The sequence below is a fragment of the Streptomyces sp. NBC_00442 genome (assembly GCF_036014195.1).
In the GTDB taxonomy this organism is placed as follows: Bacteria; Actinomycetota; Actinomycetes; order Streptomycetales; family Streptomycetaceae; genus Streptomyces.
Genome location: NZ_CP107918.1, coordinates 2,125,301 through 2,150,568 on the forward strand (window position 1 = coordinate 2,125,301; position 25,268 = coordinate 2,150,568).

Here is a 25,268-nt window from a genome sequence, read left to right on the forward strand (position 1 = left end):
TCCCGCACGACAGGAGCACCTTGACCCGCCACCGCCGCATCGCACTGCTGGCACCCCTGCTGACCGCAGCGGGTGCCCTGCTGCTGTCCGGCTGCGGCGGGGCGGGACACCTGAAGAGTTCGGGCGCCACGCCCACGGCGATCGGCCCCATCCACCTGTGGCCCGATCTGCCGCCCGCCTCCGCCACCCCGAACGACTACGGCGAGACCGACACCGAGCAGGTGCCCGGGATCAAGGTGTCCGGCGGCGACGTACGCCGCCTGAACCCGGTCGCCGTGGTCCAGGCCGAGGTGAAGGCGCACCCCAACGCCTACAGCGGCAGCGACGGCCTGTACGACGAAACGGTCCGCCAGCTCGCCACCTGCAAGCAGAAGCCGGGCAGTTGCCCCGTGCTCAAGCCGTACTACCGCGACCTGACCGGGGACGGGAAGGACGAGCTGATCCTGGGCATACGGATGCCCGACCAGGAGCTCGCGGTGCGCTGCTACATGCCGGCCACCGACGGCGGGCTCATCCGCATCATGTCCACCGTCGACCAGATCATCAGCGTGGACCTGGCCGGCCGCGACGTGATCCTGCGGTCGGTGTCGGCGGGCATGCCCGGGTACGAGTACCGCACCGCCTGGTCCTGGGACGACCACCAGCGGGCGATGCTGCCCACCCGGGACGAGATCGTGCGCCACAAGCCGGGCACCGACACCCCCGGCGGCAAGCACCGCTCGCCGTCCGGCGCCGGGCAGCCGTCGCCGAAGAAGAAGCCGCCGACGGTGGGCCCGTCGGCCACCCCCACGGCGGCCGCACCATGAGACTCCCCCGGATACCCCGTCCCACCCGCATGCCGCTCCCCGCGTGGACGGCGACGCTCACCTGGAAGTCCGCGGTGTTCATCACCGTGATGTGCTGCGCGCTCGCGAGTCTGCTCGGCGTTCTGGTGCACGTGTCGGTGACCCGGCAGACCGTCGGCGAGGCCCGCGACAAGGCGCTCGACCGGCTCACCGACGTCACCCGGATGTACGAGGCGGGCGAGCAGTTGCCGCCGGGCTCCGGCATCGACCCGCCGGAGCTGCCGGGCTCGCTGCGCGCGCTCGCCGTCTCCGGCAGGCGCGGCACCCTCGTCGACGACGACCACGGCCGCCCCACGATGTGGGCGGCGGGGCCGGCCGACGGCAGGGCGCTCGCCGCCGAGATCGACTACACGCAGAGCGCCCGCACCATCAACGGTCTCGACAAGGCCATCCTCGGCTCGTCGATCCTCGCCATCGGAGCCACCCTCCTCGTCGGCGTCTTCGCGGTCACCAGGATCACCCGGCGGCTGCACCAGACGGCGACGGTGGCCCGCCGGATCGAGGCGGGCGACCTCGACGCGCGGGTCAACGACCCGCGCACCAAGGACCCCTCGCGCCCGCAGGACGAGGTCGCCACCGTGGCCGGCGCCCTGGACACGATGGCCTCCACGCTCCAGGGCAAGCTCCTCAGCGAGCAGCGTTTCACCGCCGACGTGGCGCACGAGTTGCGCACCCCGCTGACCGGGCTGCACGCCGCGGCCGAGCTGCTGCCCGAGGGGCGCCCCGCCGAGCTGGTGCGCGACCGGGTCAGGGCGATGCGTTCGCTCACCGAGGACCTCCTGGAGATCTCCCGGCTCGACGCGGGCGGCGAGCGGGTCGATCTCGACCTCGAACAGCTGGCCCCGGTGGTGGAGCGGGTGGTGCGCGCCTCGGTCGCTTCGGGCACCGCGGTGGCGGGCACCACGGTGACGGTGGTGCGGGACGCGTGCGTGGAGACGGACAAGCGCCGCCTCGAGCGGGTGATCGGCAATCTGCTCGCCAACGCGCACAAGCACGGCGGGGCCCCGGTCGAGCTGACGGTGCGGGGCCCGGTCATCACGGTGCGCGACCACGGCGGGGGCTATCCGGCGTATCTGCTCGACCACGGTCCCCAGCGCTTCCGCACCGACGCGGGAACCAAGGGGCACGGGCTCGGCCTGACCATCGCGGCGGGGCAGGCGGCCGTGATCGGCGCGACGCTGAGCTTCGGCAACGCCCCGGACGGCGGAGCGGTGGCCCGGCTCGAACTGCCCGAGGTCACCGGCCTCGCGCGGCCCGACGACGCGGCGGCCGGGCGCCCCGAGTGACCCTCGCACGCACCCCGAGCAGCCCCGAGCGGCCCCGCACGCACCTCGCGCACCACGCGTGACGAGCCGTCACGCTTTGCGATCCCCAAGGTGCGAATTTAGTGTGAGGCAAGCGAATTGAGGGTCGCTCACCCGCGGCCCCGCCCCTTTCACAGGAGGCATCATGTTCCTGCGCTCCCCCCTTGCCGCTCTCGGCCTGTGTGTCGCCACGGGAGCCGTGGCGGTCCTCGCCACGGCGCAGACCGCCGCCGCCGAGGAGTCCGCACACGGCGACTACAAGGGTCGCGTCACCGCCAAGTCCGGCCTGATCCTGCGCGACCGGCCCACCCGGAGCAGCAGGATCGTCGGCAAGGCGGCGTACGGCTCGATCGTGCACATCTTCTGCAAGACCGGCGGCGACCGGGTCAACGGGAACGACCGCTGGTATCTGCTCACCGACGGCACCTGGGCATGGGGTTCCGCCTTCTACATCGACAACATCGGCCCCTCGCCCCGCTGGTGCTGAGCAGTCCTCACCCGCACCGCGACGGACACACTTAGCGGTCGCGAACTCGCTCGGATTCTGCGGGCGAGCCGCACTCCCCGTCACTCGTACGGGCCCGCCGGGCCCGTTCACGACGCGGGCGCCGACCCGGGCCATCGGCGCGGGCGGCGCCGCGACGGCCGGCACCCGTGACGCGTTCCGCTCGACGCCTTACGACATACGGGGACATAAGACCCGCATCTTGCTACGTTGCCTGGCATGACCGCACCGTCGGCGGCGGACGACTGCCCGCCCGAGCCACGCCACCCCAAGCGGCGGGGCGTCGAACTCTCCCTGCTCGTCGGTGCCGTATGCGTCGTGGTGCTCGGCTATGTCGACGTCGGGCTCGCCAGAAACGGCACGGTGCCGCACGACGCCGCGCGCTACGGGGCCGGGCTCGGCCTGCTCGCGCTCCTCACCCACCTCGTGGTGCGCCTGCGCGCCCCGTACGCCGACCCCGTGCTGCTGCCGATCGCGGTGCTCCTCAACGGGCTCGGCCTGGTGCTGATCTACCGGCTCGACCTGGCGACCCCCGGCAGCCGCGCCGCTCCCGCCCAGCTGGTCTGGTCGACGCTCGGGGTCGCCCTGTTCCTCGCCGTCGTCCTGATCCTGCGCGACCACCGCGTCCTGCAGCGTTACGCCTACCTCTCGATGGCGGTCGCGCTCGCCCTGATGCTCGCCCCGATCCTCTTCCCCGCCGTCAACGGCGCCAAGATCTGGATCAGGGCCGCCGGTTTCTCCTTCCAGCCGGCCGAATTCGCCAAGATCCTCCTCGCCGTCTTCTTCGCCGCCTACCTCGCGGCCAACCGCAACGCGCTGGCCTACACCGGGCGCAGGATCTGGCGGCTCCAACTGCCCACCGGCCGGGTGCTGGGCCCGATCGTGATGATCTGGCTGCTGAGCGTCGGCGTCCTCGTCCTCGAACGCGACCTCGGCACCTCGCTGCTGTTCTTCGGCATCTTCGTGATCATGCTGTACGTGGCGACCGGGCGGACCGGGTGGATCGCGGTGGGCCTGCTGCTCGCCTCGGCCGGCGCGGCCGCGGTGGCCCTGTTCGAACCCCATGTCCACGCCCGGGTCACGGACTGGCTCGACCCCTACGCCACCATCGACGCGGGTCTGGGCCCGAGCCAGCTCGCCCAGTCCCTGTTCGCCTTCGCCGCCGGCGGCACCCTCGGCTCCGGGCTCGGCCTCGGCCACTCCCTCCTGATCGGCTTCGCCGCCAAGTCCGACTTCATCCTGGCCACGGCCGGGGAGGAGCTCGGCCTGTCCGGACTGACCGCGATCTTCCTCCTGTACGCCCTGCTCGTGGCCCGGGGCTACCGCGCGGGGCTCAGCCTCACCAGCCCCTTCGGGCGGCTGCTCGCCATCGGGCTCGCCTCGATCCTGGCGCTCCAGGTGTTCGTGATCGCGGGCGGCGTGATGGGGCTCATCCCGCTCACCGGCATGGCGATGCCCTTCCTCGCCCAGGGCGGCTCGTCCGTGGTCACCAACTGGATCATCGTGGCGCTGCTCATCCGGATCAGTGACTCCGCCCGCCGTCCGCTCCCCGCGGTCGAGCCGGGCGTCATCGCACAGCCGCAGCCGACGATGGAGGAGACGGCCACGTGATCCGCTACATCCGGCGGGCGGCCGCCTTCTGCTTCGTCCTGCTCGTGGCCCTGCTCGTGAACGCGGCCCGCGTCCAGGTCTTCCAGGCCGACGCGCTCGACGCCAACCCCGCCAACCGGCGCCTGGCCATTGCCCGTTACCACCAGCCGCGCGGCGCGATCGTGGTCGGCGACGAGAGCATCACCGGATCGAAGGACACCGGCCAGCAGCTGCGCTACGAGCGGACGTACAAGAACGGGCCGCTGTACGCCAGCGTCACCGGCTACGCCTCACAGACGTACGGCACCACGCTGGTGGAGAACGCGCAGGACTCCGTCCTGTCGGGCACCTCTCCGCTCCTGTCGGTGTTCCCGCTGTGGAACGACCTGACGCGCAGCCGGCACTCGGGAGGCCGGGCCGTCACCACCATCAGGGCGTCGATGCAGCAGGCCGCGTACGACGGCCTGGCCGGAAAGAAGGGCGCGGTGGCGGCCCTCGAACCGGCGACGGGCAAGATCCTCGCCCTGGTCAGCAGCCCCTCCTACGAGCCCGGTGTCCTGTCGGGCACGGGAAGGCCGGTGGCCGACGCCTGGTCGCGCCTGACGGGCGACGCCAATCAGCCGATGCTGAACCGGGCGATCCGGCAGACCTATCCGCCCGGGTCCGCCTTCAAGATCGTGACGGCGGCGGCCGCGCTCGACGCGGGCGTGGTCACGGACGTCGACGCCCCCACCGACACCCCCGACCCATATGTGCTGCCCAACACCGCCACCACCCTGCCCAACGAGGCGAGCGGCTGCGGCAACGCCTCGCTCTCGTACGCCGTCAACGTCTCCTGCAACACGGTGATGGCGGGGCTCGGCGTGAAGGTGGGCCTGCCGAGAATGCTGGAGGCGGTGGGGAGGTTCGGCTTCAACGACACGGGGATCCGGATCCCCTCGGGCGTCGCCAAGTCCAACTTCGACACCCGGATGAGCCCGGACCAGCTCGCCCTGTCCTCCATCGGCCAGTTCGACACGACGGCCACCCCGCTCCAGATGGCGATGGTCTCGGCGGCCGTCGCCAACGGCGGCGACCTCAAGTACCCCTATCTGGTGGACCGTACGACGACGGCGCGCGGCACGACGGTCTCCACGACCCGCCAGCGCAGCTACCACCGGGCGATGAACCCGGCGACGGCCATGCGGCTCCAGCAGATGATGATCGACGTGGTGCGCAGCGGCACCGGCACCAGCGCGGCGATCCCCCGGGCGACGGTCGGCGGCAAGACCGGTACCGCGCAGAACGGCATCGGCAACATCGGCAGCCCGTACGCCTGGTTCATCTCCTGGGCCCAGGCCGACGGCGCGGTCCGCCCGGCCGTCGCGGTCGCGGTGGTCGTCGAGGACGCGTCGGCGAACCGGGGCGACATCAGCGGCGGCGGCGACGCGGCGCCGATCGCGAAGGCCGTGATGGAGGCGGCGCTGGTCGGCGCGCGCTGACCCCGGCCCGGCCGGCGCGACCGGCGCGGCCCGCGCTCAGGAAACCGCACCCTCCTCGATCGCCCCGGCCACCTCCGCCACCCGCGCCTCCTCCTCCGCGGCGAAGCGTTCCTGGTCGAGCCGTTCGGCGATCTCCTCGTCCTGGGCCATGAGGAGGTCGAGGTTGGAGTCGCCGAGGTCGAAGACGCCCATGTCCAGATAGGCCTTCTGGAGGCGTTCGCCCCACAGGCCGATGTCCTTCACACAGGGCACGATGCGGCTGAAGAGCAGCTTCCTGAACAGGTGCAGGAACTCGCTCTCCTCGCTCAGCTGCTCGGCCTCCTTCTTCGGGATGCCGAAGTTCTCCAGGACCTCCACCCCGCGCAGCCGGTCGCGCATCAGGTAGCAGCCCTCGATGACGAATTCCTCGCGCTCCTTCAGCTCCGCGTCGGAGAGCTGCTTGTAGTAGTCGCGCAGCGCCATGCGGCCGAAGGCGACGTGCCGGGCCTCGTCCTGCATGACGTACGCCAGGATCTGCTTGGGCAGCGGCTTGTCCGTGGTGTCGCGGATCATGCCGAAGGCGGCGAGCGCCAGGCCCTCGATGAGAACCTGCATGCCGAGGTAGGGCATGTCCCAGCGGGAGTCGCGCAGGGTGTCGCCGAGCAGCGCCTGGAGGTTGTCGTTGACCGGGTAGAGCATGCCGAGCTTCTCGTGCAGGAAGCGGCCGTAGATCTCGGCGTGCCGGGCCTCGTCCATGGTCTGGGTCGCCGAGTAGAACTTGGCGTCCAGGTCGGGCACCGACTCCACGATGCGGGCGGCGCACACCATCGCGCCCTGCTCGCCGTGCAGGAACTGGCTGAACTGCCAGGAGGTGTAGTGCAGGCGCAGCTCGCCCTTGTCCCGTTCGGTCATCTTGGCCCAGTGCGGGGTGCCGTAGAGGGTCATCGCCTCGTCGGGGGTGCCGAGCGGGTCGTGGGGGTCGACCTCCAGGGCCCAGTCGATGCGCTTGGCGCCGTCCCACTGCTTGTCCTTGCCCTTCTGGTAGAGGGCGAGCAGTCGTTCGCGCCCGTCGTCGTACTCCCAGCTGAAGCGGGCGGCGCCGGAGGCCGGCACCTGCCAGAGGGGTTCCTGCGGGCCGTTCACATAAAGGTCGTGCGTCGACACGTGCGGCTCCTTCACTCACGGACGGCGTCGTCCGGCACCTCAACTTCTGCACACCGTTGTGCAGTTGGCAGGTTCACACGGTGGTAGACGCGGGGTCAACAAGTCGTGCGCAAGGGATTGACGGGCTTGCTGACAAGGAGTCTCATAAGGGGCGACCCCCGGTAACCCAGCCACGAGGTGCCCCTCGCCATGACGACCGTCACCGAACGCGAAGCCCTCCGCGACGCACTCGGCCTGCTCAGGGACCGCGAGCAGGTCGCCGAGCGGCTGCTCGAATCGTCCGCCAAGCACTCCTTCGACCCCGACAAGGAGCTGGACTGGGACGCGCCCGTCGAGGACGGGAAGTGGTTCTGGCCACCGGAGCTGCTGTCCCTGTACGACACCCCGCTGTGGCGGAGGATGTCCGAGGACCAGCGCATGGAGCTCGCCCGCCACGAGGCCGCCTCGCTCGCCTCGCTCGGCATCTGGTTCGAGATCATCCTGATGCAGCTGCTCGTACGGCACATCTACGACAAGTCCCTCACCAGCAGCCACGTCCGGTACGCGCTCACCGAGATCGCCGACGAGTGCCGCCACTCGATGATGTTCGCCCGCATGATCAAGAAGGGCGGGGCGCCCGCGTATCCGGTGCCGCGCGTCTACCACAACCTCGCACGCGTCCTGAAGACCGTCTCCACCACGCCGGGTTCCTTCGCCGCGACCCTGCTCGGCGAGGAGATCCTCGACTGGATGCAGCGCCTGACCTTCCCGGACGAGCGCGTCCAGACCCTGGTGCGCGGCGTGACCCGCATCCACGTGGTCGAGGAGGCCCGCCATGTCCGGTACGCGCGCGAGGAGTTGCGGCGCCAGATGGTCCGCGCGCCGCGCTGGGAGCGGGAGTTGACCCGCGTCAGCTGCGGCGAGGCGGCCCGCGTCTTCGCCACCTGCTTCGTCAATCCGAAGGTGTACGAGAACGTGGGCCTGGACCGCCGCGAGGCCGTGGCCCAGGTGAGGGCGAGCGGCCACCGGCGCGAGGTCATGCAGAGCGGCGCGGGCCGCCTCACCGAATTCCTGGACGACATAGGCGTCCTGAACGGGGTGAGCCGGAGGCTGTGGAAGAGCTCGGGACTCCTGGCGTAAAGCCCGCTCCAGGGGATTACGCTCCCGGTATGACCTCAGCCGCCACCCCCGCCTACCGCAGGCTCAGCGTCGAGGAGCGTCGCACCCAGCTCCTCGGCGCGGCCCTGTCGCTCTTCGCGCACCGGGCGCCGGAGGACGTATCGCTCGACGACGTGGCCGAAACGGCCGGGGTGTCGCGCCCGCTGGTCTACCGCTACTTCCCGGGCGGCAAGCAGCAGTTGTACGAGGCCGCGCTCCGCTCGGCCGCCGACGAACTGGAACTGTGCTTCGCCGAGGCGCAGAGCGGCCCCCTCACCCAGCGGCTCACCCGGGCGCTCGACCGCTACCTCGCCTTCGTGGACCAGCACGACGCCGGGTTCTCGGCGCTCCTCCAGGGCGGCAGCATGGCCGAGACGTCACGGACCACGGCCATCGTCGACGAGGTGCGCCGGGCCGCGGCCGAGCAGATCCTGGTCCACCTGGAGGTGGCCGACCCGGGCCCGCGGCTGCGGATGATGGTGCGCACCTGGATCGCCGCCGTCGAGGCCGCCTCGCTGATCTGGCTCGACGAGGACAAGCGGCCCCCGCTGCCCGACCTGCGCGACTGGCTGGTGGACCACTTGGTGGCGCTGCTCACCGTCACCGCCGCCACCGACGAGCAGACCGCGCGGGCGGTGCGCGCCGCGCTGGCCCACGAGCGCACGGACGGCGCGGCGGGTGTGCTCGCCCGCCGGGTGATACCCGTCGTGAGCGGGGCGGCCCACCTCCTGTGAGACTTGGGGGGTGCGAAGCGAGAACACCCTCTTTGTGGGCGGCCCCCTCGACGGGCGCGTCCTGCCGGTACTGACCGGCCCCACCGGCAAGCCCCCGCAGTGGTACGAGGTGCCCGTGCCCGATCAGGAGGGCGGCCCCGCGACGGTGCACGCCTACCGACTGGAGCCGGCCTCCCACACCAAGCGGCTCGGCCTTCCGCGCGGCTGGAAGTACACCTACGTGCCCGAGGGCCGCGAGCCGCGGCGCTGGCCATGGACGAAGAAGGGCCCCGGCGCAAGCCCCCGCACCGGGCTGCCGCCGCACGAGTGAGCCGAATACCCCGTTCACCCTTCTCGCGGCGATAGTCCCGCCGGGGCGTGCCACGATCCGATCCGGTGGGGCCGGAAGGACCGGCCCGGGACCGGAGGTGAGGACATGTCAGCTCGCGTGCGCCCGGTGTACGCGGCGGCCGTCGCCGTGGCCCTGGCGACGACGGCGGTGGCCCCGCTCGCGGCGGCCGCGCCCCGGCCGCCCGGCGAGTCCGCGGCCGCCCTTCCCGAACAGCCCGAACAGCCCCCCGGGACCTCCGCCCCTGCCCTGCTGAGCCGGCTCCAGACGCTGTACCGGCAGACGGAGGAGGCGACCGAGGCGTACAAGACCACCGACGTCGAGCTGAAGCGCCGCGAGACCGAGGACAAGAGGATCGCCGCATCGCTCGCCACCGCGCGCACCGCGCTCGCGCGGAGCCGGGGCGCCGCCGGCCGCCTCGCCCGCGAGCAGTACCAGGGCCGCAGCGATCTCTCCACGTACATGCGGGTGTTGCTCGCCGAAGACCCGCAGAGCGCGCTCGACCAGCGCCACGTCCTGGCCCGCGCGGCCGGCGAACGCCAGGCCGCCGTCGACCGGCTCACCCGGGGCGAGCGGCAGGCCGCCGACCTCGCGCGCGCCTCGCGCCGGGCGCTCGACGAGCAGCAGGCGCTCGCCAAGCGGCAGCAGCGGGAGAAGGACGACGTGGAGCAGCGCCTCAAGGAGGTCGAGAAGCTCCTCGCCGACCTCTCCCCCGAGCAACTGTCCGAACTGACCCGTCTCGAACAGCGGGGCACCGACCGTGCCCAGCAGAACCTGCTGTCCTCGGGCGCCCTCAGCGGCACCCGGGCCCCCTCGCCGGAGGGCGACCGGGCGCTCACGTACGCGGTCGACCAGATCGGCAAACCGTACGTGTGGGGCGCGGAGGGGCCGGAGTCCTACGACTGCTCCGGGCTCACCTCGCAGGCGTGGTCGCACGCCGGCCGCTCCATCCCGCGCACCAGCCAGGAGCAGTGGGCCGAGCTGCCGCACATCGCGCTGACCTCGCTGCGCCCCGGCGACCTGGTGGTCTACTTCCCCAAGGCCACCCATGTGGCGATGTACGTGGGCGACGGTCTGGTGGTGCAGGCGCCCCGGCCCGGCGCCCGCGTCAAGGTCTCCCCCATCGCCGCGAATCCGCTCCTGGGCGCGGTCCGCCCGGACCCGGCTGCCGCCCCGCTCACCCCGCTGTCCGCGTACCACCCCCCGAAGCTCCCGGAAGGAGCGGCGGAGGGTGTCGACACGGGGTACTCCTCCGAGACCGATCCCGACTAGCCGACCGGCCGACTCACCAACTGACCAACTGACCAACCGACCAACTGACCGACTAGCCCTGCGACGCCGCCACTTCGGCGAGGTAGGCGTTCGTCTTCTCCGGGTCGAAGAAGAAGTTCTCGAAGTCGGCCGGGTTGTCGAAGCCGTTGACGAAGCGGTCCGCGACGGGCGGGAGCTGGCCGGCCGCGCCGATCAGGTTCAGCACGTGCTCCGGCGGCGCGCCGAGCATGGCGTTGGTCCACTTCGTCACGTGCTGGGCGGTGTCCCAGTACCGCTCGAAGGTGGCCCGCATCCACGCCTCGTCGAACTCGGCACCGCCGTGCTCGACGATCGACGCGAGGTACGAAGCGGCGCACTTGGAGGCCGAGTTGGAGCCCTGACCGGTGATCGGGTCGTTCGCCACGACGACGTCCGCGACGCCGAGCACCAGGCCGCCGCCGGGCAGCCGTCCGACGGGGTTGCGGACCGTGGGCGCGTAACGGCCGGCCAGCGTGCCGCCCGCGTCGGTCAGTTCGACCTTGGTGGCGCGGGCGTACTCCCAGGGCAGGAAGCGCTCCATCAGCTCCAGGGTGAGCGCCAGGTGCTCGGCGGGGTCCTGGACGCCGTTGAACACGTCGAGGGGGCCGCCGGGGACGCCCTCCCAGAACAGGATGTCCGCGCGGCCCGACGTCGTCAGGGTCGGCATGACGAACAGCTCGCCCACACCCGGTATCAGGTTGCAGCGCACCGCCTCGGTGTCGGGGTGCTCCGGGCGCGGGCCCAGACCGTGCACGTAGGAGACGGCGAGCGCGCGCTGCGGCTCGGTGTACGGGGAGCGGGACGCGTCGCGGCCGAACATCGAGACCAGCTCGCCCTTGCCCGCCGACACCATGACCAGGTCGTAGGTGCGCGCGAAGAAGTCGAGGTCGGAGACGGCCGCGCCGTGAATGACCAGCTGTCCGCCGCGCTGCGCGAAGGTCTCCATCCAGCCGGCCATCTTGACCCGCTGGTCGACGGACTGCGCGAACCCGTCGAGCCTGCCCATCCAGTCGATGGCCCGGGGGCCGATCTCCGGGGCGAGTTCGGGCGGGGACGCCACCGAGATGCCGACGCCCTCGATCCTGGGGGCCTGGGACTCCCAGAAGTTCAGCGCCAGGTCGCGCTCGTGCTGCAGCGCCGTGTGGAACATGCACTGCGTGGACATGACCCGGCCGGACCGGATCTCGTCCGCGGTGCGGTTCGACATCAGGGTGACCTCGTACCCCTGCGCCTGGAGTCCGAGGGCGAGCTGGAGTCCGGACTGGCCGGCTCCGACGATGAGTATTCTCCGCATGCGGGACCGTTCTCCGTTATCTGCGTAGCGAACGTGGGGGGCGGGGCTATTCGGGGCAGGCTTCGAGGGCGTGACCGACCAGGCCGAGCAGCGACTCGATCACCGAGACCCGGTCGCGCGCGTCCATGATCACCACCGGGATGTGCGGCGCCACGGTGAGCGCCTCGCGCACGTCCTCGGGCTCGAACGACTCGGTGCCCTCGAAGTGGTTGACGGCCACGATGTACGGGAGCCCGCAGCTCTCGAAGTAGTCGAGCGCGGGGAAGCAGTCCGTCAGGCGCCGGGTGTCGGCGAGCACGACCGCGCCGATCGCGCCGCGCACGATGTCGTCCCACATGAACCAGAACCGCTGCTGCCCGGGTGTGCCGAACACGTACAGGACGAGGTCGTCGTCCAGGGTGATGCGGCCGAAGTCCATGGCGACCGTGGTGGTCAGCTTGTCCGGGGTCGCCGTGAGGTCGTCGGTGTCCTCGCTGGCCCGGGTCATCACCGCCTCGGTCTGGAGCGGCGTGATCTCGGAGACGGACGAGACGAAGGTGGTCTTGCCCACGCCGAAGCCACCCGCGACCACGACCTTCGTGGCGATGGGAGCCCGGCTGCGGTCCTGTTGCCAGGGAAGCAACTCCTCCTCGGGCAGGAGGAGTTCAGAGGCGACGGCGGAGTCCACTCAGCACCCTTTCGAGCAGTGCGCGGTCGGGCTGGCCCGGGGCGTGCCCGGTGCCGTAGACGCGTATCTTTCCCTGGTCGGCCAGGTCGCTGAGGAGCACCCTGACCACGCCGAGCGGCATTTTGAGGAGCGCGGAGATCTCGGCGACGGTACGCATCGCGCGGCAGATCTCCACGATCGCGAGCATCTCCGGCATGACGCGGTGCGGGCTGCCGCCGAGCTCCTTGCGCTCGGGCGGCGCCTCGATGGCCGCGACGAACGTCTCGACGAGCAGCACGTGGCCGAACCGGGTGCGGCCACCGGTCAGCGAGTACGGGCGGACACGGGCGGGCTTCCGGTCCGCGCCGCGTATCGGGAGCCGCGCGGATTTCTCGGCGGGCGGGGTCACTGGGCGGCCTCCATCGACTGGCGCAGTTGGCTGCGGACTTCGGGGGTCAGGACATGTCCGGCACGGCCCACGAAGAGCGCCATGTGGTAGGCGACGACGCTCATGTCACAGTCCGGGGTGGCGTGCACGCCGAGCAGGGATCCGTCGCTGATGGACATGACGAAGACGCTGCCCTCCTCCATCGCGACCATCGTCTGCTTGACGCCGCCGCCGTCCATCAGCCGGGCGGCCCCCACGGTGAGGCTGCCGATGCCGGACACGATGGTGGCGAGGTCGGCGCTGGAGCCGCGCGGGCCCTGCCGGTCGACGACGGCCTGGCGCTGCTCCGGGTCGGACGACAGCAGCAGCAGGCCGTCCGACGAGACGACGGCGACGGAGACGAGCCCTGGCACCTCCTCGACCAGGTTCCCGAGCAGCCACTGCAGATTCCGGGCCTCGGTGCTCGTTCCGATCGTGCCGGTGCCGGGCGTGCCGCTGCCGGGCCTGCCGGGGCCGGTGCCGGTCGCACTCATCCGCGTACCTCCTCGACTGTCTCCCCCGTGTCCTTGTCTGCCTGCTGTTGCGTGGTGTCGAGTTCCGCCGCCACGTCGCGGCGGCCCTCGTTCGCGCCCTGCTGGAAACCTCCGAGCCGGCGCCGCAGCGCCTCGGCCGCGTCGTTGCCGCCCTTGCGCTCCCGCGCCTGGGCGGGCCCGGCCTTGACGACCTGCGGGGTCCGCTTGGGCAGACCCTTGTCGGTGAGCCGCTGCTCGGGCTCGGGCTCGGGTGCCGCCGGCGGGATGGTCAGCGTCTCTGACTCGGGTTCCGGCTCGGGTTGCGGCTCCGGTTCCGGCTCGTGCGACGGAGCCTGCGGCTCGGGCGCGGCGGGGCGGGGCTCGGGGAGCCGCATCTCGAAGGTCGGCTCGTCGAGGGCGGCGTGGGCCGGCTCGGACGCGACGGGCTCGGTCGGCTCGGCGGGTGCGGTCGGCTCGAAGAGGTGCGTGAAGCCGCTCGGCTCTGCGGGCGCCGGGGCGGTCCGCCCGGGGGCCGGGGCGGGGGCCGGGGCGTCCGCCGGTTGCGCGTCGGCGGGCCGTGTCACCTCGCCCGTGCGCTCCGTACGCTCCGGCAGCACATTGGAGTTGGCCTCGGCGAGGGCGCCCGGCAGGGTGAAGCGCGGGGCGTCGCCCTGGGCGGGCACCAGATGGGGGGCCGCCTCCGGCGGGGCGGTGGGCAGGATCGCGCCGGGCAGCACCACGACCGCCGCGACACCGCCCTGCTTCTGCTCGCGCAGTTCGATGCGCACGCCGTGCCGGTGTGCGAGCAGCGCCGAGACGTGGAGGCCGAGGCCGCCCGCCTCGGTGCCGGGCTCGCCGGGCTCGTAGGACGCCGGGTCGGCGAGCCTGCGGTTGAGTTCGGCGCGCCGCTCGGGCGGCACCCCGATGCCCGCGTCCTGGATGGACAGCATGATGTCGCCGCCCTCCAACTGCCAGCCGGACAGCTGGACCTGGGAGTCCGGCGGCGAGAACGAGGTGGCGTTCTCCAGGAGTTCGGCGACCAGGTGGCTCAGGTCGTCGGCGGCGTACCCGGCGACCTGCGCGTACGGCGGCAGGGCCTGGATGGCGACCCGTTCGTACCGCTCGATCTCGCTGACCGCGGCCCGCATGACGTCGACGAGCGGGACCGGGCCCGGATGGTTGTGGTGGTGCTCGACGCCGGCCAGGACGAGCAGGTTCTCGCCGTGGCGACGGATCACGGTGGCCAGGTGGTCCAGCTTGAACAGGACCGCGAGCTGGTCGGGGTCCTCCTCGTGCTCCTCTAGCCCTTCGATCACGGTGAGCTGGCGCTCGATCAGCCCGAGGCTGCGCAGCCCCAGATTCACGAAGGCGTGCTTGACCGTGCCCCGCGCCTTTTCCAGCTCGGCGGTCAACTCGCGTACGTGGCCGAGCAGTTCGCCCTTGTCGGCGGCGAGCCGCGACTGCCGGCCGCGCTGCTTGACGAGGTCCTCGTCGAGTCCGTCGGCCCGCGTGTGCTGCTCCACGACCCGGCCGTGCAGCTCGTTGAGGGAGCGCACGACCTCGGCGAACTCGTCGTTGCGGCCGGTGAAGCGCACCGGCTCCTCGCTCTCCGGCGCCCCCGCGAGGCGGGCCGAGCCGCGCCGGAGCACGGCGAGCGGACGGGTCAGGCTGCGGGCGGTGGCGGAGGAGACGCCGATGGCGAGCAGCACCAGCGCGCCGATCAGGCCGATCCGCAGCTCCAGGGCGCTCACGTCGTCGTCGCGCAGCTGCTCGAACCGCTTGACCTGAGCGGTGGCGAGGGCCGCCTCGGCCCCGCGCATCCGCTCGATCCGCGCGGAGAGCGCGGCGTCCACCGCCTCCGGGTCGGACTTGCGGTCGGCGGCACTGAGCTGGGGCTGGTCGGTGAGGCGGGTGAGGTAGTCGTCGGCGGCGTCCACGTCGGGGCCGGTGACGGTGGTGGCGACCTTGTCGCGCGCGTCGGCGCCGGCGGCCTGGTCGAAGTCGGCCAGCGCGGACTGCTCGCGCACGTGGGCCTGCTGGGCGGCGGCGCTCAGCGCGTCGCGCACGCGGGCCGTGTCGCCGTCGCCCTTCTCCTTCTGTACGTACTTGCCGGTCGCCGGGTCGAACACCCGCGACGTCGGCCCCGGCGGAACCGCGAGCGCGCCGAGCAGCAGCCCCCGGGTGGCCGACGCCTGCTCGGCGGCCCGGCCGAGCGCGCCGGGCGCCCGTACGGCGTCGGCCGCGCGCGGGGGCGTACGGTCGGCGAGCTCGTCGGCGACGGCGAGCAGGGTGGCGACCACGTCGGAGTACGCCTTCTGCGCTTCGAGGGCCGTGCCCTTGCCGGTGAGCGCGGTGCGGCGCAGGGCCGGCACGGTGGCGAGGTCACGGGAGAGGGTGGCGGGGGCGGTGGCGCGGAGCTCGTCGATCTGCCGGTCGACGCGGACCGCCGGCTCCTTGAGCGCCGCGTCCCGACCGCTGGGCCGGCCCGCCGCGATGTACTCCGTGACGGCGTCGCGCTCGTCGCCCAGCGCGTGGGCGAGGCTGACCGTCTGCTGGTTCAGCTGGGCGAGGGTGGCCAGGTGCTGGGAATCGGTGAGGTCCGCGGAGGCCGCGAACAGGGTGGGCGCGCCGGCTCCGAGCACGGCGAGGGAGACAACGGCGACGGAGACGACCAGGCGGCTCCGCACCCTCGCGGTGCGTTGTGCGCGTGTGCCGTCGTCGCCCCGAGGCCGCTTGTTCTGCACCGGTGCTCTCAATCTTCACTCGTGTTTGCCAGTCCACCAAGGAAGCCAAGGTGACGACTGGTCATGACGAGTAGTCACTGCTCGGCCACCTGAACGAGTGAACATCACTTCGGAGTTGACCATCAACTCCCGTGGAACGCCGCGCCGTGCCGCCGTGAGACGCCGGTTGGAAGTTCCGCGCGGCCTTTGGCAGGATGCCCGCCCACAGCCGGGCCCAGTGACGGATTCTCCCGTGATTATGTGGTTCGCCCCCAGGTACAGGCCAATTGACGGGGCGTCCGGCGGCGCGGGCGCGCTCCTGGAGGTGTCGTGAATACGTCGTGCAGACTGGCCGGCATGCGCATCCAGCTCACCACCGTTCCCGGAGACCCCGCCCGCCCCAACGAGGACTGGGCCGCCACCGCATTGCCCGCCTCGGGCCTGGGCGGAGTACTCGTCGCCCTCGACGGGGTGACGCCGCTGCCCGGCAATGGGGACTGTGTGCACGACGTGCCCTGGTTCACCGCGCGGCTCGGCGGCGCTTTGACCGAACTGTCGGCTTCGCGGCGGGACATGACGCTGACCGGGATTCTGGCCGAGTCCATACGGCGCACGGCCGACGCCCATCGCGACACCTGTGACCTTTCTCACGCTCGTACGCCTCAGGCAACCGTGGTGCTCGCCCGGTGGGACGCGGCCGAGCTGGAGTATCTGGTCCTGTCGGACTCGGCGCTGCTCGTCGAGGCGGGCGACGGGACGGTGCGGGCGATCCTGGACGACCGGCTCGACCGGGTGCCGCCGGCGTCCCTGGCGAGCGAGGAGATCGCGGACGCGCTGGTGCGCAACAAGGAGGGCGGCTTCTTCACAGCGGCGGCGGATCCTTCGGTGGCCGCCCGCGCCGTGACCGGCCGCGAGCCGCTCGCCGGGGTGCGGGCACTGCTCGCCCTCACGGACGGCGCGACCCGCTGGGTCGACACGTTCCGCGAGGGGTCGTGGGCGGACTGCGTGGCGCTCGTGCGCAAGGCGGGGCCGGACGGGCTGGTGGAGCGGGTCCGGGAGCTCGAGGTGGCGGACGGCGAGCGGAGCTTCCTGCGCCGGGGCAAGCGCCACGACGACGCGACGGTCGTCGTAGTCGACCTGTAAGCCCCAGCCCCCGGTTCGCGCCTCAAGCGCGCTCGTCCTCAATTTCCGTCAAGGCCTCAAGGGGCAGGGGGGACCCCCATGACGGGCTGCGGATGCCCATGCTGCCCGGCACCGAGCAGGCAAGGGCGCGGGGAACTGCGCGACCAGCCACGGACGGTCCGCAGACGAAAGCGGGGTCAGGGGCGCGGGGAACTACGCGAAAGGGGCCCGGGGTGACCCGCGGGCTAGCCGTCGGCTGCGGCTGCGTTCAGCTGGTGCAACAGGCGGGCCAGCTCGGAGATCTCCGAGCGGTTCCAGTTGGCCAGTTTGCGGACGTACCGCTCGCGCCGGGCATCCCGCACCCGCCCGAACCTCGCCGTACCCTCCGGCGTGATGCGGACCAGGGAGGCGCGCCCGTCCGCGGGGTCGGGCTCCCGGGCCACCAGGCCGAGGTCCTCGAGCGCGTGGAGCTGACGGCTCATCGTCGCCTTGCCCACCCCGAAGTACCCGGCCAGTTCCGTGGCGCGCTGCGGCCCGGCCTCGTCGAGCCGTACCAGCAGCCCGTACGCCGCCGGTTCGAGATCGGGGTGGACCTCGCGGGCCATCTCGCCGGACGAGGCCCTGGCCCGCCGCAGAAAGACGGCCAGCTCGCGTTCGAGCGCGAGGAACTCCTGATCCGGACCGTGCACGTCGGCTCCCATGCCGTAGGTGTGTCGTGACGGCACAGTATTTCCCAGCGCGCTGTGCGCTCCGCATCGCGGATGGCGCCCGAGCCGGCCGCGGCTGAAAGTTTCCGCCGAACCGGTCCGTTGTCGCAGCGTGTCGCGGCCGCCAAAGGTCTGAACCAACGGCATACCCTGAAGCCTCTTTCGCGCCAACGGTCTACGTGCGTAGCGTCATCTGTGACATGTCCACAGCGATACGTCGGCATGTCGACCCGAGCCGTCAAGTCCCAGCCCCCACCGAGCCTTTCGGAGGCACGCAATGCCCGTGCACAGATCCGGAACGGCCCGCCGCGGACCCTTCACCGCGGCCGGGATCCTCCTCTCCTCCCTCGCCCTCGTCCTCGGTTTCACCGGGACGTCCGGCGCCGCCGACACCCCGGCGCGCGGCTCCGCGACCCTGGGCATGGGCGTCGCCGCGCACGACGGGGTGGGCGGTCTGCCCCGTGACACCCGCGCCATCCAGACCGAGGGCGTCGACACCAGCAGCCACAACGGCAACGTCGCCTGGTCCACACTGTGGAACACCGGCGTGAAATGGGCCTACGTGAAGGCCACCGAGGGCACGTACTACAACAACCCCTCCTTCCCTCAGCAGTACAACGGCTCGTACGACGTCGGCATGATCCGCGGCGCCTACCACTTCGCCACCCCGGACACCACGGGCGGCGCCGCCCAGGCGGACTACTTCGTGGACCACGGCGGCGGCTGGTCGCGCGACGGCCGGACCCTTCCCGGCGCGCTCGACATCGAATGGAACCCCTACGGCGCGGCCTGCTACGGCAAGTCGGCGGCCGGCATGGTCAGCTGGATCCGCGACTTCGCCAACGAGTACCGGTCCCGTACCGGCCGCGACGCGGTGATCTACACGGCCGCCAGCTGGTGGAGCCAGTGCACCGGGAACTCCGGCGCCTTCGGGTCCACCAACCCGCTCTGGATCGCCCGCTACAACACCGACGCGGGCGCCCTGCCGGCCGGCTGGGACTACTACACGATGTGGCAGTACACCTCGTCCGGCCCCACGGTCGGCGACCACTCCCGCTTCAACGGGGCGTACGACCGGCTGCAGGCACTGGCCAACGGCTGACCCGGACCCCCACACGGACGGGGCCCCCGGCGCTGCGTCGCCGGGGGCCCTTCCGTGTCTCCGGGCGCACCACCGCCCCGAACGGGTCACGAGCCGCACAGGTGACCCCATTTCGTGTGTCTCATGCGTCAGGATGGAGGCCATGCGCAGCTTGGGAAGGGTGAGGCGGACGGTGGCCCCGGTCGCCGCGGTCGCGGTCGTGCTGTTCGGCGGCGCGGGGTGCGGCGGGTCCGCCGCCTCGTCCCCGCAGTCCGAGACCGCGCCCTCCGGGGCCCCCCGCACCCAGACCAGCGCCGTGCCCGCGCCGAACACCCCGTCGGTCGGTGTGCTGGTCACCGGGGGCGAGCACTACTGCACGGCGAGCGTGGTGAGCAGCCCGCGCGGCAATGTCATCGCCACGGCGGCGCACTGCGCGGCCGCCCATCCGGCCGACGAGGTGGAGTTCGCGCCGGGCTTCGCGGGGCCGGACGGGGGCACGTATCCGTACGGGAAGTGGAAGGTGCGGGCCGCCCAGATCGACGACCGGTGGACCGCGGACCAGGACGACGCGGTGGACTACGCCTTCCTCACCCTGGAGCCGGACGCGGGGGGCCGCAGCGTGCAGAGCGTGGTCGGCTCCTCGACGCCGGACTGGAGCGCGGGGCCGGACCAGCGGGTGACCGTCGTGGGCTATCCGATCGAGGACCACAACCCCGAGAACCGGCCCGTCATCTGCACCACGGACACCCACCGCGACACCGAGGTGCACGCGATGATGCGGATGCAGTGCGGGGGCTTCTGGGACGGCACGAGCGGCAGCCCCTGGCTGACCGGATACCGGGGCGCCGACCGGATGGGCCGGATCATCGGCGTGCTGAGCGGCGGTGACACGGACGCGGAGTCGACGGCGGTCCTGTTCGACGCGGGGGCCCGCTCGCTGTACGAGCGGGCCACCCGCGCCTGACCCCCGGGGCCCGCCCGGGACACCTGGTGCTCAGGCGGCCGCAGCCATCGCGACCTCCGCCGGGGACAGTGCGATCTCCAGGACCTGACGGACGTCGGTGACGGGGTGGACCTCCAGCTTCTCCAGGACCTCCGCCGGGACGTCGTCCAGGTCGGCCTCGTTGCGCTTGGGGATCACGACGGTGGTGATCCCGGCGCGGTGCGCGGCGAGCAGCTTCTGCTTGAGCCCGCCGATCGGCAGGACGCGCCCGGTCAGCGACACCTCGCCGGTCATCGCCACGTCCGTGCGCACCTGCCGCCCGGACAGGAGCGAGGACAGCGCGGTGACGAGGGTGATGCCGGCGCTCGGGCCGTCCTTGGGGACCGCGCCCGCCGGGAAGTGGACGTGCACGCCCCGGTCCTTCAAGTCCCCTACCGGGAGCTCCAGTTCGGCCCCGTGCGAGCGCAGGAAGCTCAGCGCGATCTGCGCGGACTCCTTCATCACGTCGCCGAGCTGACCGGTGAGAGTCAGGCCCGCCGCGCCCGTCTCCGGGTCGGCGAGGGAGGCCTCGACGAACAGGACGTCGCCGCCTGCCCCGGTGACGGCGAGGCCGGTGGCCACGCCGGGCACCGCGGTGCGCCGCTCGGCCGGGTCCTGCGCGGACTCGGGCACGTGGTGCGGCCGCCCGATCAGGCCCCGCAGGTCGTCGGGGGCGATGGTGAACGGCAGCTCGCGCTGGTCCAGTTCGTGCTCGGCGGCCACCTTGCGCAACAGCCGGGCGATGGAGCGCTCCAGGTTCCGTACGCCCGCCTCCCGGGTGTATTCGCCGGCCAGCTTGCGCAGCGAGGCGTCCTCCAGGACGACCTCACCGGCCTCCAGACCGGCCCGCTCCAGCTGGCGCGGCAGCAGGTGGTCGCGGGCGATGACGACCTTCTCGTCCTCGGTGTAGCCGTCGAGCCTGACCAGCTCCATGCGGTCGAGCAGCGCCTCGGGGATGGCTTCGAGGATGTTGGCGGTGGCGAGGAAGACCACGTCGCTGAGGTCGAGTTCGACCTCCAGGTAGTGGTCGCGGAAGGTGTGGTTCTGCGCCGGGTCGAGGACTTCGAGCAGGGCGGCCGCCGGGTCGCCCCGGAAGTCGGAGCCCACCTTGTCGATCTCGTCGAGCAGCACGACCGGGTTCATCGACCCGGCCTCCTTGATGGCCCGTACGATCCGGCCGGGCAGCGCGCCGACGTAGGTGCGGCGGTGGCCGCGGATCTCGGCCTCGTCGCGTACGCCGCCGAGCGCGACGCGCACGAACTTGCGGCCCATGGCGTGCGCCACGGATTCGCCGAGCGAGGTCTTGCCCACTCCCGGCGGTCCGACCAGGGCGAGCACGGCGCCGCCGCGGCGGCCGCCGACGACCCCGAGCCCACGGTCGGCGCGCCGCTTGCGCACCGCGAGGTACTCGGTGATCCGCTCCTTCACGTCCTTGAGCCCCGCGTGCTCGGCGTCGAGGACCGCCCGCGCTCCCCGGATGTCGTACACGTCGTCCGTGGTCTCGTTCCAGGGCAGTTCGAGGACCGTGTCGAGCCAGGTGCGGATCCAGGAGCCCTCGGGCGACTGGTCGCTGGCGCGCTCCAGCTTCTCGACCTCCTTGAGGGCGGCCTCGCGGACCTTCTCGGGCAGGTCGGCGGCTTCGACGCGGGCGCGGTAGTCGTCGCTCTCGTCGTCATCGCCGCTCTCGCCGTTGAGCTCGCGCAGCTCCTTGCGTACGGCGTCGAGCTGGCGGCGCAGCAGGAACTCGCGCTGCTGCTTGTCCACGCCCTCCTGTACGTCCTTGGCGATGGACTCGGCGACGTCCTGCTCGGCGAGGTGCTCGCGGAGCTGCTCGGTGGCGAGCCTGAGGCGGGCCACCGGGTCGCTGGTCTCCAGGAGCTCGGCCTTCTGGGCGGTGGTGAGGAACGGCGAGTATCCGGAGTTGTCGGCGAGCGCGGAGACGCCCTCGATCTGCTGGACGCGGTCGACGACCTGCCAGGCGCCGCGGCGCTTCAGCCAGTCGGTGGCGAGCGCCTTGTACTCCTTGACCAGTTCGGTCACCTGGCCCGGCAGGGGCTCGGGCAGGGTCTCCTCGACCCGGGTGCCCTCCACCCACAGGGCGGCGCCGGGCCCGGTGGTGCCGGCGCCGATCCGCACGCGGTGGCGGCCGCGGATGAGGGCGCCGGGGTCCCCGTCGGAAAGCCGTCCGACCTGCTCGACGGTCCCGAGCACACCGGTCGCGGCGTACGTCCCGTCGATCCGCGGCACGAGCAGCACCTGCGGCTTCCCGGCATCGGGCCGGGCTGCGGCCTGAGCGGCCTCGACGGCCGCCCGCACCTCGGCATCGGACAGGTCGAGCGGCACCACCATGCCGGGCAGCACGACCTCGTCGTCGAGCGGCAGCACGGGCAGGTTGGTCGATGTGTACGCCGTGGACTCGGTAGCCATGATCTCCCCTTCGGCAGTCAAGTTGAGCTATGCCGACTCAATGCATGTGAGTCGAGGAATGTTCCCCGGGGGGCGTTCGCTCTGAGCGATCAAGCGCGCGCGGCAGTCAGGGGTGGGGCGGCGGTCGGGGTCGCGGCGTGCGGGCCGGTGATCGGACCGCACCCCGGGGCGATGCGGTGCACGGCCGCCGGGCGGCAGGGACCCCTCGCCCTGGGGGTTGCACGAGAAGAACGAAACGGTAAGGTTCAAACCGCCATTTCATCTATTACTCATCCATGCGCACCCCAGGAGGCGGCAATGACGTTGGTGACGGCTGCGATACCGGACCGGGCCTCGATCGGGGCACTGGTGCGGGCCTGGATCGACGGCTGGGTCGTTTCGCGCGGGACGTCGGATCCCATGGACCGGCCGTGGGGCTGGACCATTGACGCCGGGCAGGTCCATCACGTGTCGCGGCATGTGCTTCCGGTGCCGGCCGAGGCGGACGTCCGGGCCCTCGTGGCCGCCACGAGCGCACCGGGTACGTGGCTGAAACTGTTCGCCGAGGACCACACCGTACGGCCGTGGCTGGCCGAGGGCTGGCAGTTCGACAAGCCGGGCTTCCTGATGTCCGTTCCGCTCACCGCCGAACGGCCACAGGTGCCGGCCGGCTACACCCTCACCTCATGGACCCGGGGCGGTGTGACCCGCGTCCTCGTCCGCACCGCCGAGGGCCACTTCGCGGCTCGCGGCCAGATCGCGCCGACCGGCCCGACCGCCGTCGCCGACCAGATCGAGACATCGCCCGGCCACCAGCGCCGGGGCCTGGGCAGCCTGGTCATGCGCACCCTGCAGAACACCGCCCACGAGGCGGGCTCCCGCACCGGCATCCTGGTCGGCACCCCCGAGGGCCGCTCCCTCTACACCTCCCTGGGCTGGGAGACCCGCTCCCCCATGGCGAGCCTGGTCTTCAAACCCTCGACGAGCTGACCACCCCGCGGGAAAGCCGGGCACACGCCCGCCCGGCTCGCCCGCATGGGCCGGATTCGGCAGCTCTGCAGCGGGGACGAGGTGCTCCAGTACGTCAAGCAGCTGTGGCACGCCCTTGCCCGGTCGGGGGCGGCCGGCCGAGCGGGCCGGGGTCAGCCCGGCGGTGCGAGCCCCACCCGCCGCACCGCCGGCCAGCACGCGATGCCCACGAGGAGCGCTATCGGGTGTCCCCAGGCGGCCAGGGGGTCCGAGATGTCCAGCAGGTCCTGGGTCAGGAGCACGCCCACCACGGCGAGCGACGTCCAGCGCAGGAAGGGGACGAGCAGACCGGCGAGGGCCCCGACCGTGGCCATCAGGCCGAAGCTGATGCCGTAGTCGAGGCGGTGCAGCGAACTCTCGGGCAGATGGCCGGCCAGCACCGAGAGCGCGACGGGGATCTCGGTGGCCAGCGTCGCCACGACATGGCCGAGCAGGAAGACGCCCGCCGTGCGCCAGCCTCCGATGCGGTGTTCCAGGGCGGCGAGGACGAACACGAAGGCGACCGCGTACGGCGATACGACGCCCCCCGCGATCCACAGCGCGCTCGCGAAGATCGCGAGGACGGGCCGCGTCGAGAGGTGGGCCACGTCGGTGCTCGACCCCTGGAGCAGGGCGTCCACGGTGCCCCGGTCGCCGTACTGCGCGTACAGCGAGGTCGCCAGGAGCAGCAGCGCGTAGCCGAAGGCGAAGGGGGTCGTGGCGGGCGAGGGCAGCAGCCGCCTGATCCGGCCGAGTCCGCCGCGCGCGCCCGGCGGCGGACTCGTAACCGCGTCCGCCGACTCGCCCCTCGGCCACTGCGCGGGTATCGCGTCGAGGGCCGTGGCGCCCTGCGGGCCCGCCGGGGCACAGGCCAGGGCGCCCGGGGCGACGGCCTGCGGCGCGTCGGCGGGCGGCGCGTTCCCCGCCGGTGCGGGCTGCCGGGTTTCGAGCGGATGCACCGGGTGAGGCCCCTCCCCCGGGACGCGGCGGGCGCGCCCCGAATCAAGCCACGCCCGCGTTCTCGGCCGTGTCGCGTACTCGCTTGGATCCCTACAACTACGTCCCTGCAACGCACACCTTCCGCGAACGACTCCGGCCGCGTCTATGGCGTGCGCCACACGAGACAACCTCGGACCCGTCCCGTGCGTCAGGGGCTACCGGCACGTACCCGGTCCCCCGGTCCGCGAACCGTACGCGCGGCGGCTCCGGCGCGCGTCACGGCCGCGACCGCCGATCCGTGCGCACGACCGACCCGCGAACACCCCGTCCGCGCCGGGCAATTCGCGTGCGCGGTGGCGCCCGACGCGGCATTCTCGCGGGCATGGACGACATCGCCACCCTCGACCGGCGCCAGGGCCCGCACGGGGAGGTCGTGCTGCGGCGGCGCGGAGCCCACTTCGAGATCATCGCCAACGGATGCTTCCTCATGGACACATCGGACGGCCGCTCGGAACGCCTGCTCGTCGATGCGGCGTACGCCACACTTCTGCCAACCGTGAGCGACCCTCACGTTCTCATCGGCGGGCTCGGTGTCGGGTTCTCCCTCGCACATGCGGCGCGGGACCCGCGCTGGGGCCAAATCGCCGTCGTCGAGCGGGAGGACGCCATCGTCGACTGGCACCGCACGGGCCCGCTCCGCACCATCTCGGACCCGGCCCTGTCCGATGCGCGTACCCGGATCATCCATGCTGATCTGGTCGATTACGTACGTATCACCCAGGACCGCTTCGACGCGCTCTGCCTCGACATCGACAACGGGCCCGACTGGACCGTCACCGAGGGCAACGACAGCCTGTACTCGCCGGCCGGACTCGCCCACTGCGCACGGCTGTTGAACCCCGGCGGAGTGCTCGCCGTATGGTCCGCGCAGCCGTCCACCGCCTTTGAGCAGGCGCTCCGTAATGCCGGATTCACCGGGGTACGTACCGAAGAGATCCGAGTTGCCCGGGGCGTCCCTGACGTGGTCCATCTCGGCGTTCGCCCTGCGTAGCCGAGATAAGGAAAGTGCCTCTAGTCTCTGACCGACACAGGGGATCACCCCA

At 72.1% G+C, this 25,268-nt stretch carries 23 protein-coding genes; 14 read left to right on the forward strand and 9 right to left on the reverse strand.

Annotated features, from left to right (window positions below; all coding sequences use genetic code 11):
- Positions 1 to 20 precede the first annotated feature (20 nt).
- From OG432_RS09360 to OG432_RS09380, 5 genes are all read left to right on the forward strand, one after another.
- Entirely contained in the window at positions 21 to 806 is a 786-nt protein-coding gene (locus tag OG432_RS09360) for a hypothetical protein (RefSeq protein WP_328309650.1), read from the forward strand.
- A gap of 29 nt (positions 807 to 835) precedes the next feature.
- Positions 836 to 2,131, forward strand: a complete 1,296-nt coding sequence (locus OG432_RS09365) for a HAMP domain-containing sensor histidine kinase (protein WP_328309652.1) — start codon at positions 836 to 838, stop codon at positions 2,129 to 2,131.
- A gap of 163 nt (positions 2,132 to 2,294) precedes the next feature.
- On the forward strand, positions 2,295 to 2,636 hold the full coding sequence (locus OG432_RS09370; RefSeq protein ID WP_443058356.1) for an SH3 domain-containing protein: 342 nt from the start codon (positions 2,295 to 2,297) through the stop codon (positions 2,634 to 2,636).
- 237 nt (positions 2,637 to 2,873) lie between these two features.
- The gene (locus tag OG432_RS09375) at positions 2,874 to 4,265 is read left to right on the forward strand and encodes an FtsW/RodA/SpoVE family cell cycle protein (protein ID WP_328309653.1); all 1,392 of its coding nucleotides are present in this window, start codon (positions 2,874 to 2,876) and stop codon (positions 4,263 to 4,265) included.
- Positions 4,262 to 5,725, forward strand: a complete 1,464-nt coding sequence (locus tag OG432_RS09380) for a penicillin-binding transpeptidase domain-containing protein (protein WP_328309655.1) — start codon at positions 4,262 to 4,264, stop codon at positions 5,723 to 5,725. The genes OG432_RS09375 and OG432_RS09380 overlap by 4 nt, the downstream gene beginning before the upstream one ends.
- 36 nt (positions 5,726 to 5,761) lie before the next feature.
- On the opposite strand, the gene OG432_RS09385 is transcribed toward OG432_RS09380, so the two are convergent.
- Positions 5,762 to 6,868: a ferritin-like domain-containing protein gene (locus OG432_RS09385; protein WP_328309657.1), complete on the reverse strand. Its 1,107-nt coding sequence runs from the start codon at positions 6,866 to 6,868 to the stop codon at positions 5,762 to 5,764.
- Between the two features lie 189 nt (positions 6,869 to 7,057).
- Between OG432_RS09385 and OG432_RS09390 the strand changes: the two genes are divergently transcribed.
- The 4 genes from OG432_RS09390 to OG432_RS09405 all read left to right on the forward strand — a co-directional run bounded on the left by OG432_RS09390 (position 7,058) and on the right by OG432_RS09405 (position 10,339).
- Positions 7,058 to 7,987, forward strand: coding sequence for an AurF N-oxygenase family protein (locus OG432_RS09390; RefSeq protein WP_328309659.1), 930 nt, complete (start codon positions 7,058 to 7,060; stop codon positions 7,985 to 7,987).
- Positions 7,988 to 8,016: 29 nt separating this feature from the next.
- Positions 8,017 to 8,739, forward strand: coding sequence for a TetR/AcrR family transcriptional regulator (locus tag OG432_RS09395; protein ID WP_328309661.1), 723 nt, complete (start codon positions 8,017 to 8,019; stop codon positions 8,737 to 8,739).
- Positions 8,740 to 8,749: 10 nt separating this feature from the next.
- A complete protein-coding gene (locus OG432_RS09400) occupies positions 8,750 to 9,049 on the forward strand; it encodes a hypothetical protein (RefSeq protein ID WP_328309663.1) in 300 nt (99 codons plus the stop codon).
- A 105-nt stretch (positions 9,050 to 9,154) separates the two neighbouring features.
- Positions 9,155 to 10,339: a C40 family peptidase gene (locus tag OG432_RS09405; protein ID WP_328309665.1), complete on the forward strand. Its 1,185-nt coding sequence runs from the start codon at positions 9,155 to 9,157 to the stop codon at positions 10,337 to 10,339.
- A 52-nt stretch (positions 10,340 to 10,391) separates the two neighbouring features.
- Here OG432_RS09405 and OG432_RS09410 read toward each other — a convergent pair whose 3' ends face one another.
- The 5 genes from OG432_RS09410 to OG432_RS09430 are packed head-to-tail and all read right to left on the reverse strand — an operon-like array spanning position 10,392 to position 15,941.
- Entirely contained in the window at positions 10,392 to 11,651 is a 1,260-nt protein-coding gene (locus OG432_RS09410) for a styrene monooxygenase/indole monooxygenase family protein (RefSeq protein ID WP_328309667.1), read from the reverse strand.
- A gap of 46 nt (positions 11,652 to 11,697) precedes the next feature.
- Complete coding sequence (locus OG432_RS09415; protein WP_328309669.1) at positions 11,698 to 12,318, reverse strand: GTP-binding protein; 621 nt, start codon at positions 12,316 to 12,318, stop codon at positions 11,698 to 11,700.
- The gene (locus tag OG432_RS09420) at positions 12,296 to 12,706 is read right to left on the reverse strand and encodes a DUF742 domain-containing protein (RefSeq protein ID WP_328309671.1); all 411 of its coding nucleotides are present in this window, start codon (positions 12,704 to 12,706) and stop codon (positions 12,296 to 12,298) included. Before OG432_RS09420 ends, OG432_RS09415 begins: the two co-directional genes overlap by 23 nt.
- Positions 12,703 to 13,218: a roadblock/LC7 domain-containing protein gene (locus tag OG432_RS09425; protein WP_328309673.1), complete on the reverse strand. Its 516-nt coding sequence runs from the start codon at positions 13,216 to 13,218 to the stop codon at positions 12,703 to 12,705. The genes OG432_RS09420 and OG432_RS09425 overlap by 4 nt, the downstream gene beginning before the upstream one ends.
- Positions 13,215 to 15,941, reverse strand: a complete 2,727-nt coding sequence (locus tag OG432_RS09430; protein ID WP_328309675.1) for a sensor histidine kinase — start codon at positions 15,939 to 15,941, stop codon at positions 13,215 to 13,217. Before OG432_RS09430 ends, OG432_RS09425 begins: the two co-directional genes overlap by 4 nt.
- 336 nt (positions 15,942 to 16,277) lie before the next feature.
- Between OG432_RS09430 and OG432_RS09435 the strand changes: the two genes are divergently transcribed.
- On the forward strand, positions 16,278 to 17,063 hold the full coding sequence (locus OG432_RS09435) for a hypothetical protein (RefSeq protein WP_328309677.1): 786 nt from the start codon (positions 16,278 to 16,280) through the stop codon (positions 17,061 to 17,063).
- Between the two features lie 224 nt (positions 17,064 to 17,287).
- Here the strand turns inward: OG432_RS09435 and OG432_RS09440 are convergent, their stop codons facing one another.
- Positions 17,288 to 17,743, reverse strand: a complete 456-nt coding sequence (locus tag OG432_RS09440; RefSeq protein ID WP_328309679.1) for a MarR family winged helix-turn-helix transcriptional regulator — start codon at positions 17,741 to 17,743, stop codon at positions 17,288 to 17,290.
- Positions 17,744 to 18,026: 283 nt separating this feature from the next.
- Between OG432_RS09440 and OG432_RS09445 the strand changes: the two genes are divergently transcribed.
- Positions 18,027 to 18,851: a lysozyme gene (locus tag OG432_RS09445; RefSeq protein ID WP_328309681.1), complete on the forward strand. Its 825-nt coding sequence runs from the start codon at positions 18,027 to 18,029 to the stop codon at positions 18,849 to 18,851.
- A 142-nt stretch (positions 18,852 to 18,993) separates the two neighbouring features.
- Positions 18,994 to 19,794 (forward strand): trypsin-like serine peptidase, encoded by an 801-nt coding sequence (locus OG432_RS09450; RefSeq protein ID WP_328309683.1) that lies wholly within the window; start codon positions 18,994 to 18,996, stop codon positions 19,792 to 19,794.
- A 30-nt stretch (positions 19,795 to 19,824) separates the two neighbouring features.
- On the opposite strand, the gene lon is transcribed toward OG432_RS09450, so the two are convergent.
- The gene (gene lon / locus OG432_RS09455; RefSeq protein ID WP_328309685.1) at positions 19,825 to 22,239 is read right to left on the reverse strand and encodes an endopeptidase La; all 2,415 of its coding nucleotides are present in this window, start codon (positions 22,237 to 22,239) and stop codon (positions 19,825 to 19,827) included.
- Positions 22,240 to 22,536: 297 nt separating this feature from the next.
- Between lon and OG432_RS09460 the strand changes: the two genes are divergently transcribed.
- The gene (locus tag OG432_RS09460; protein ID WP_328309687.1) at positions 22,537 to 23,208 is read left to right on the forward strand and encodes a GNAT family N-acetyltransferase; all 672 of its coding nucleotides are present in this window, start codon (positions 22,537 to 22,539) and stop codon (positions 23,206 to 23,208) included.
- A 152-nt stretch (positions 23,209 to 23,360) separates the two neighbouring features.
- Here the strand turns inward: OG432_RS09460 and OG432_RS09465 are convergent, their stop codons facing one another.
- Positions 23,361 to 24,185: a rhomboid-like protein gene (locus OG432_RS09465; protein WP_328309689.1), complete on the reverse strand. Its 825-nt coding sequence runs from the start codon at positions 24,183 to 24,185 to the stop codon at positions 23,361 to 23,363.
- 362 nt (positions 24,186 to 24,547) lie between these two features.
- On the opposite strand from OG432_RS09465, the gene OG432_RS09470 reads away from it, so the two are divergent.
- The gene (locus OG432_RS09470) at positions 24,548 to 25,216 is read left to right on the forward strand and encodes a spermidine synthase (RefSeq protein ID WP_328309690.1); all 669 of its coding nucleotides are present in this window, start codon (positions 24,548 to 24,550) and stop codon (positions 25,214 to 25,216) included.
- Positions 25,217 to 25,268 lie beyond the last annotated feature (52 nt).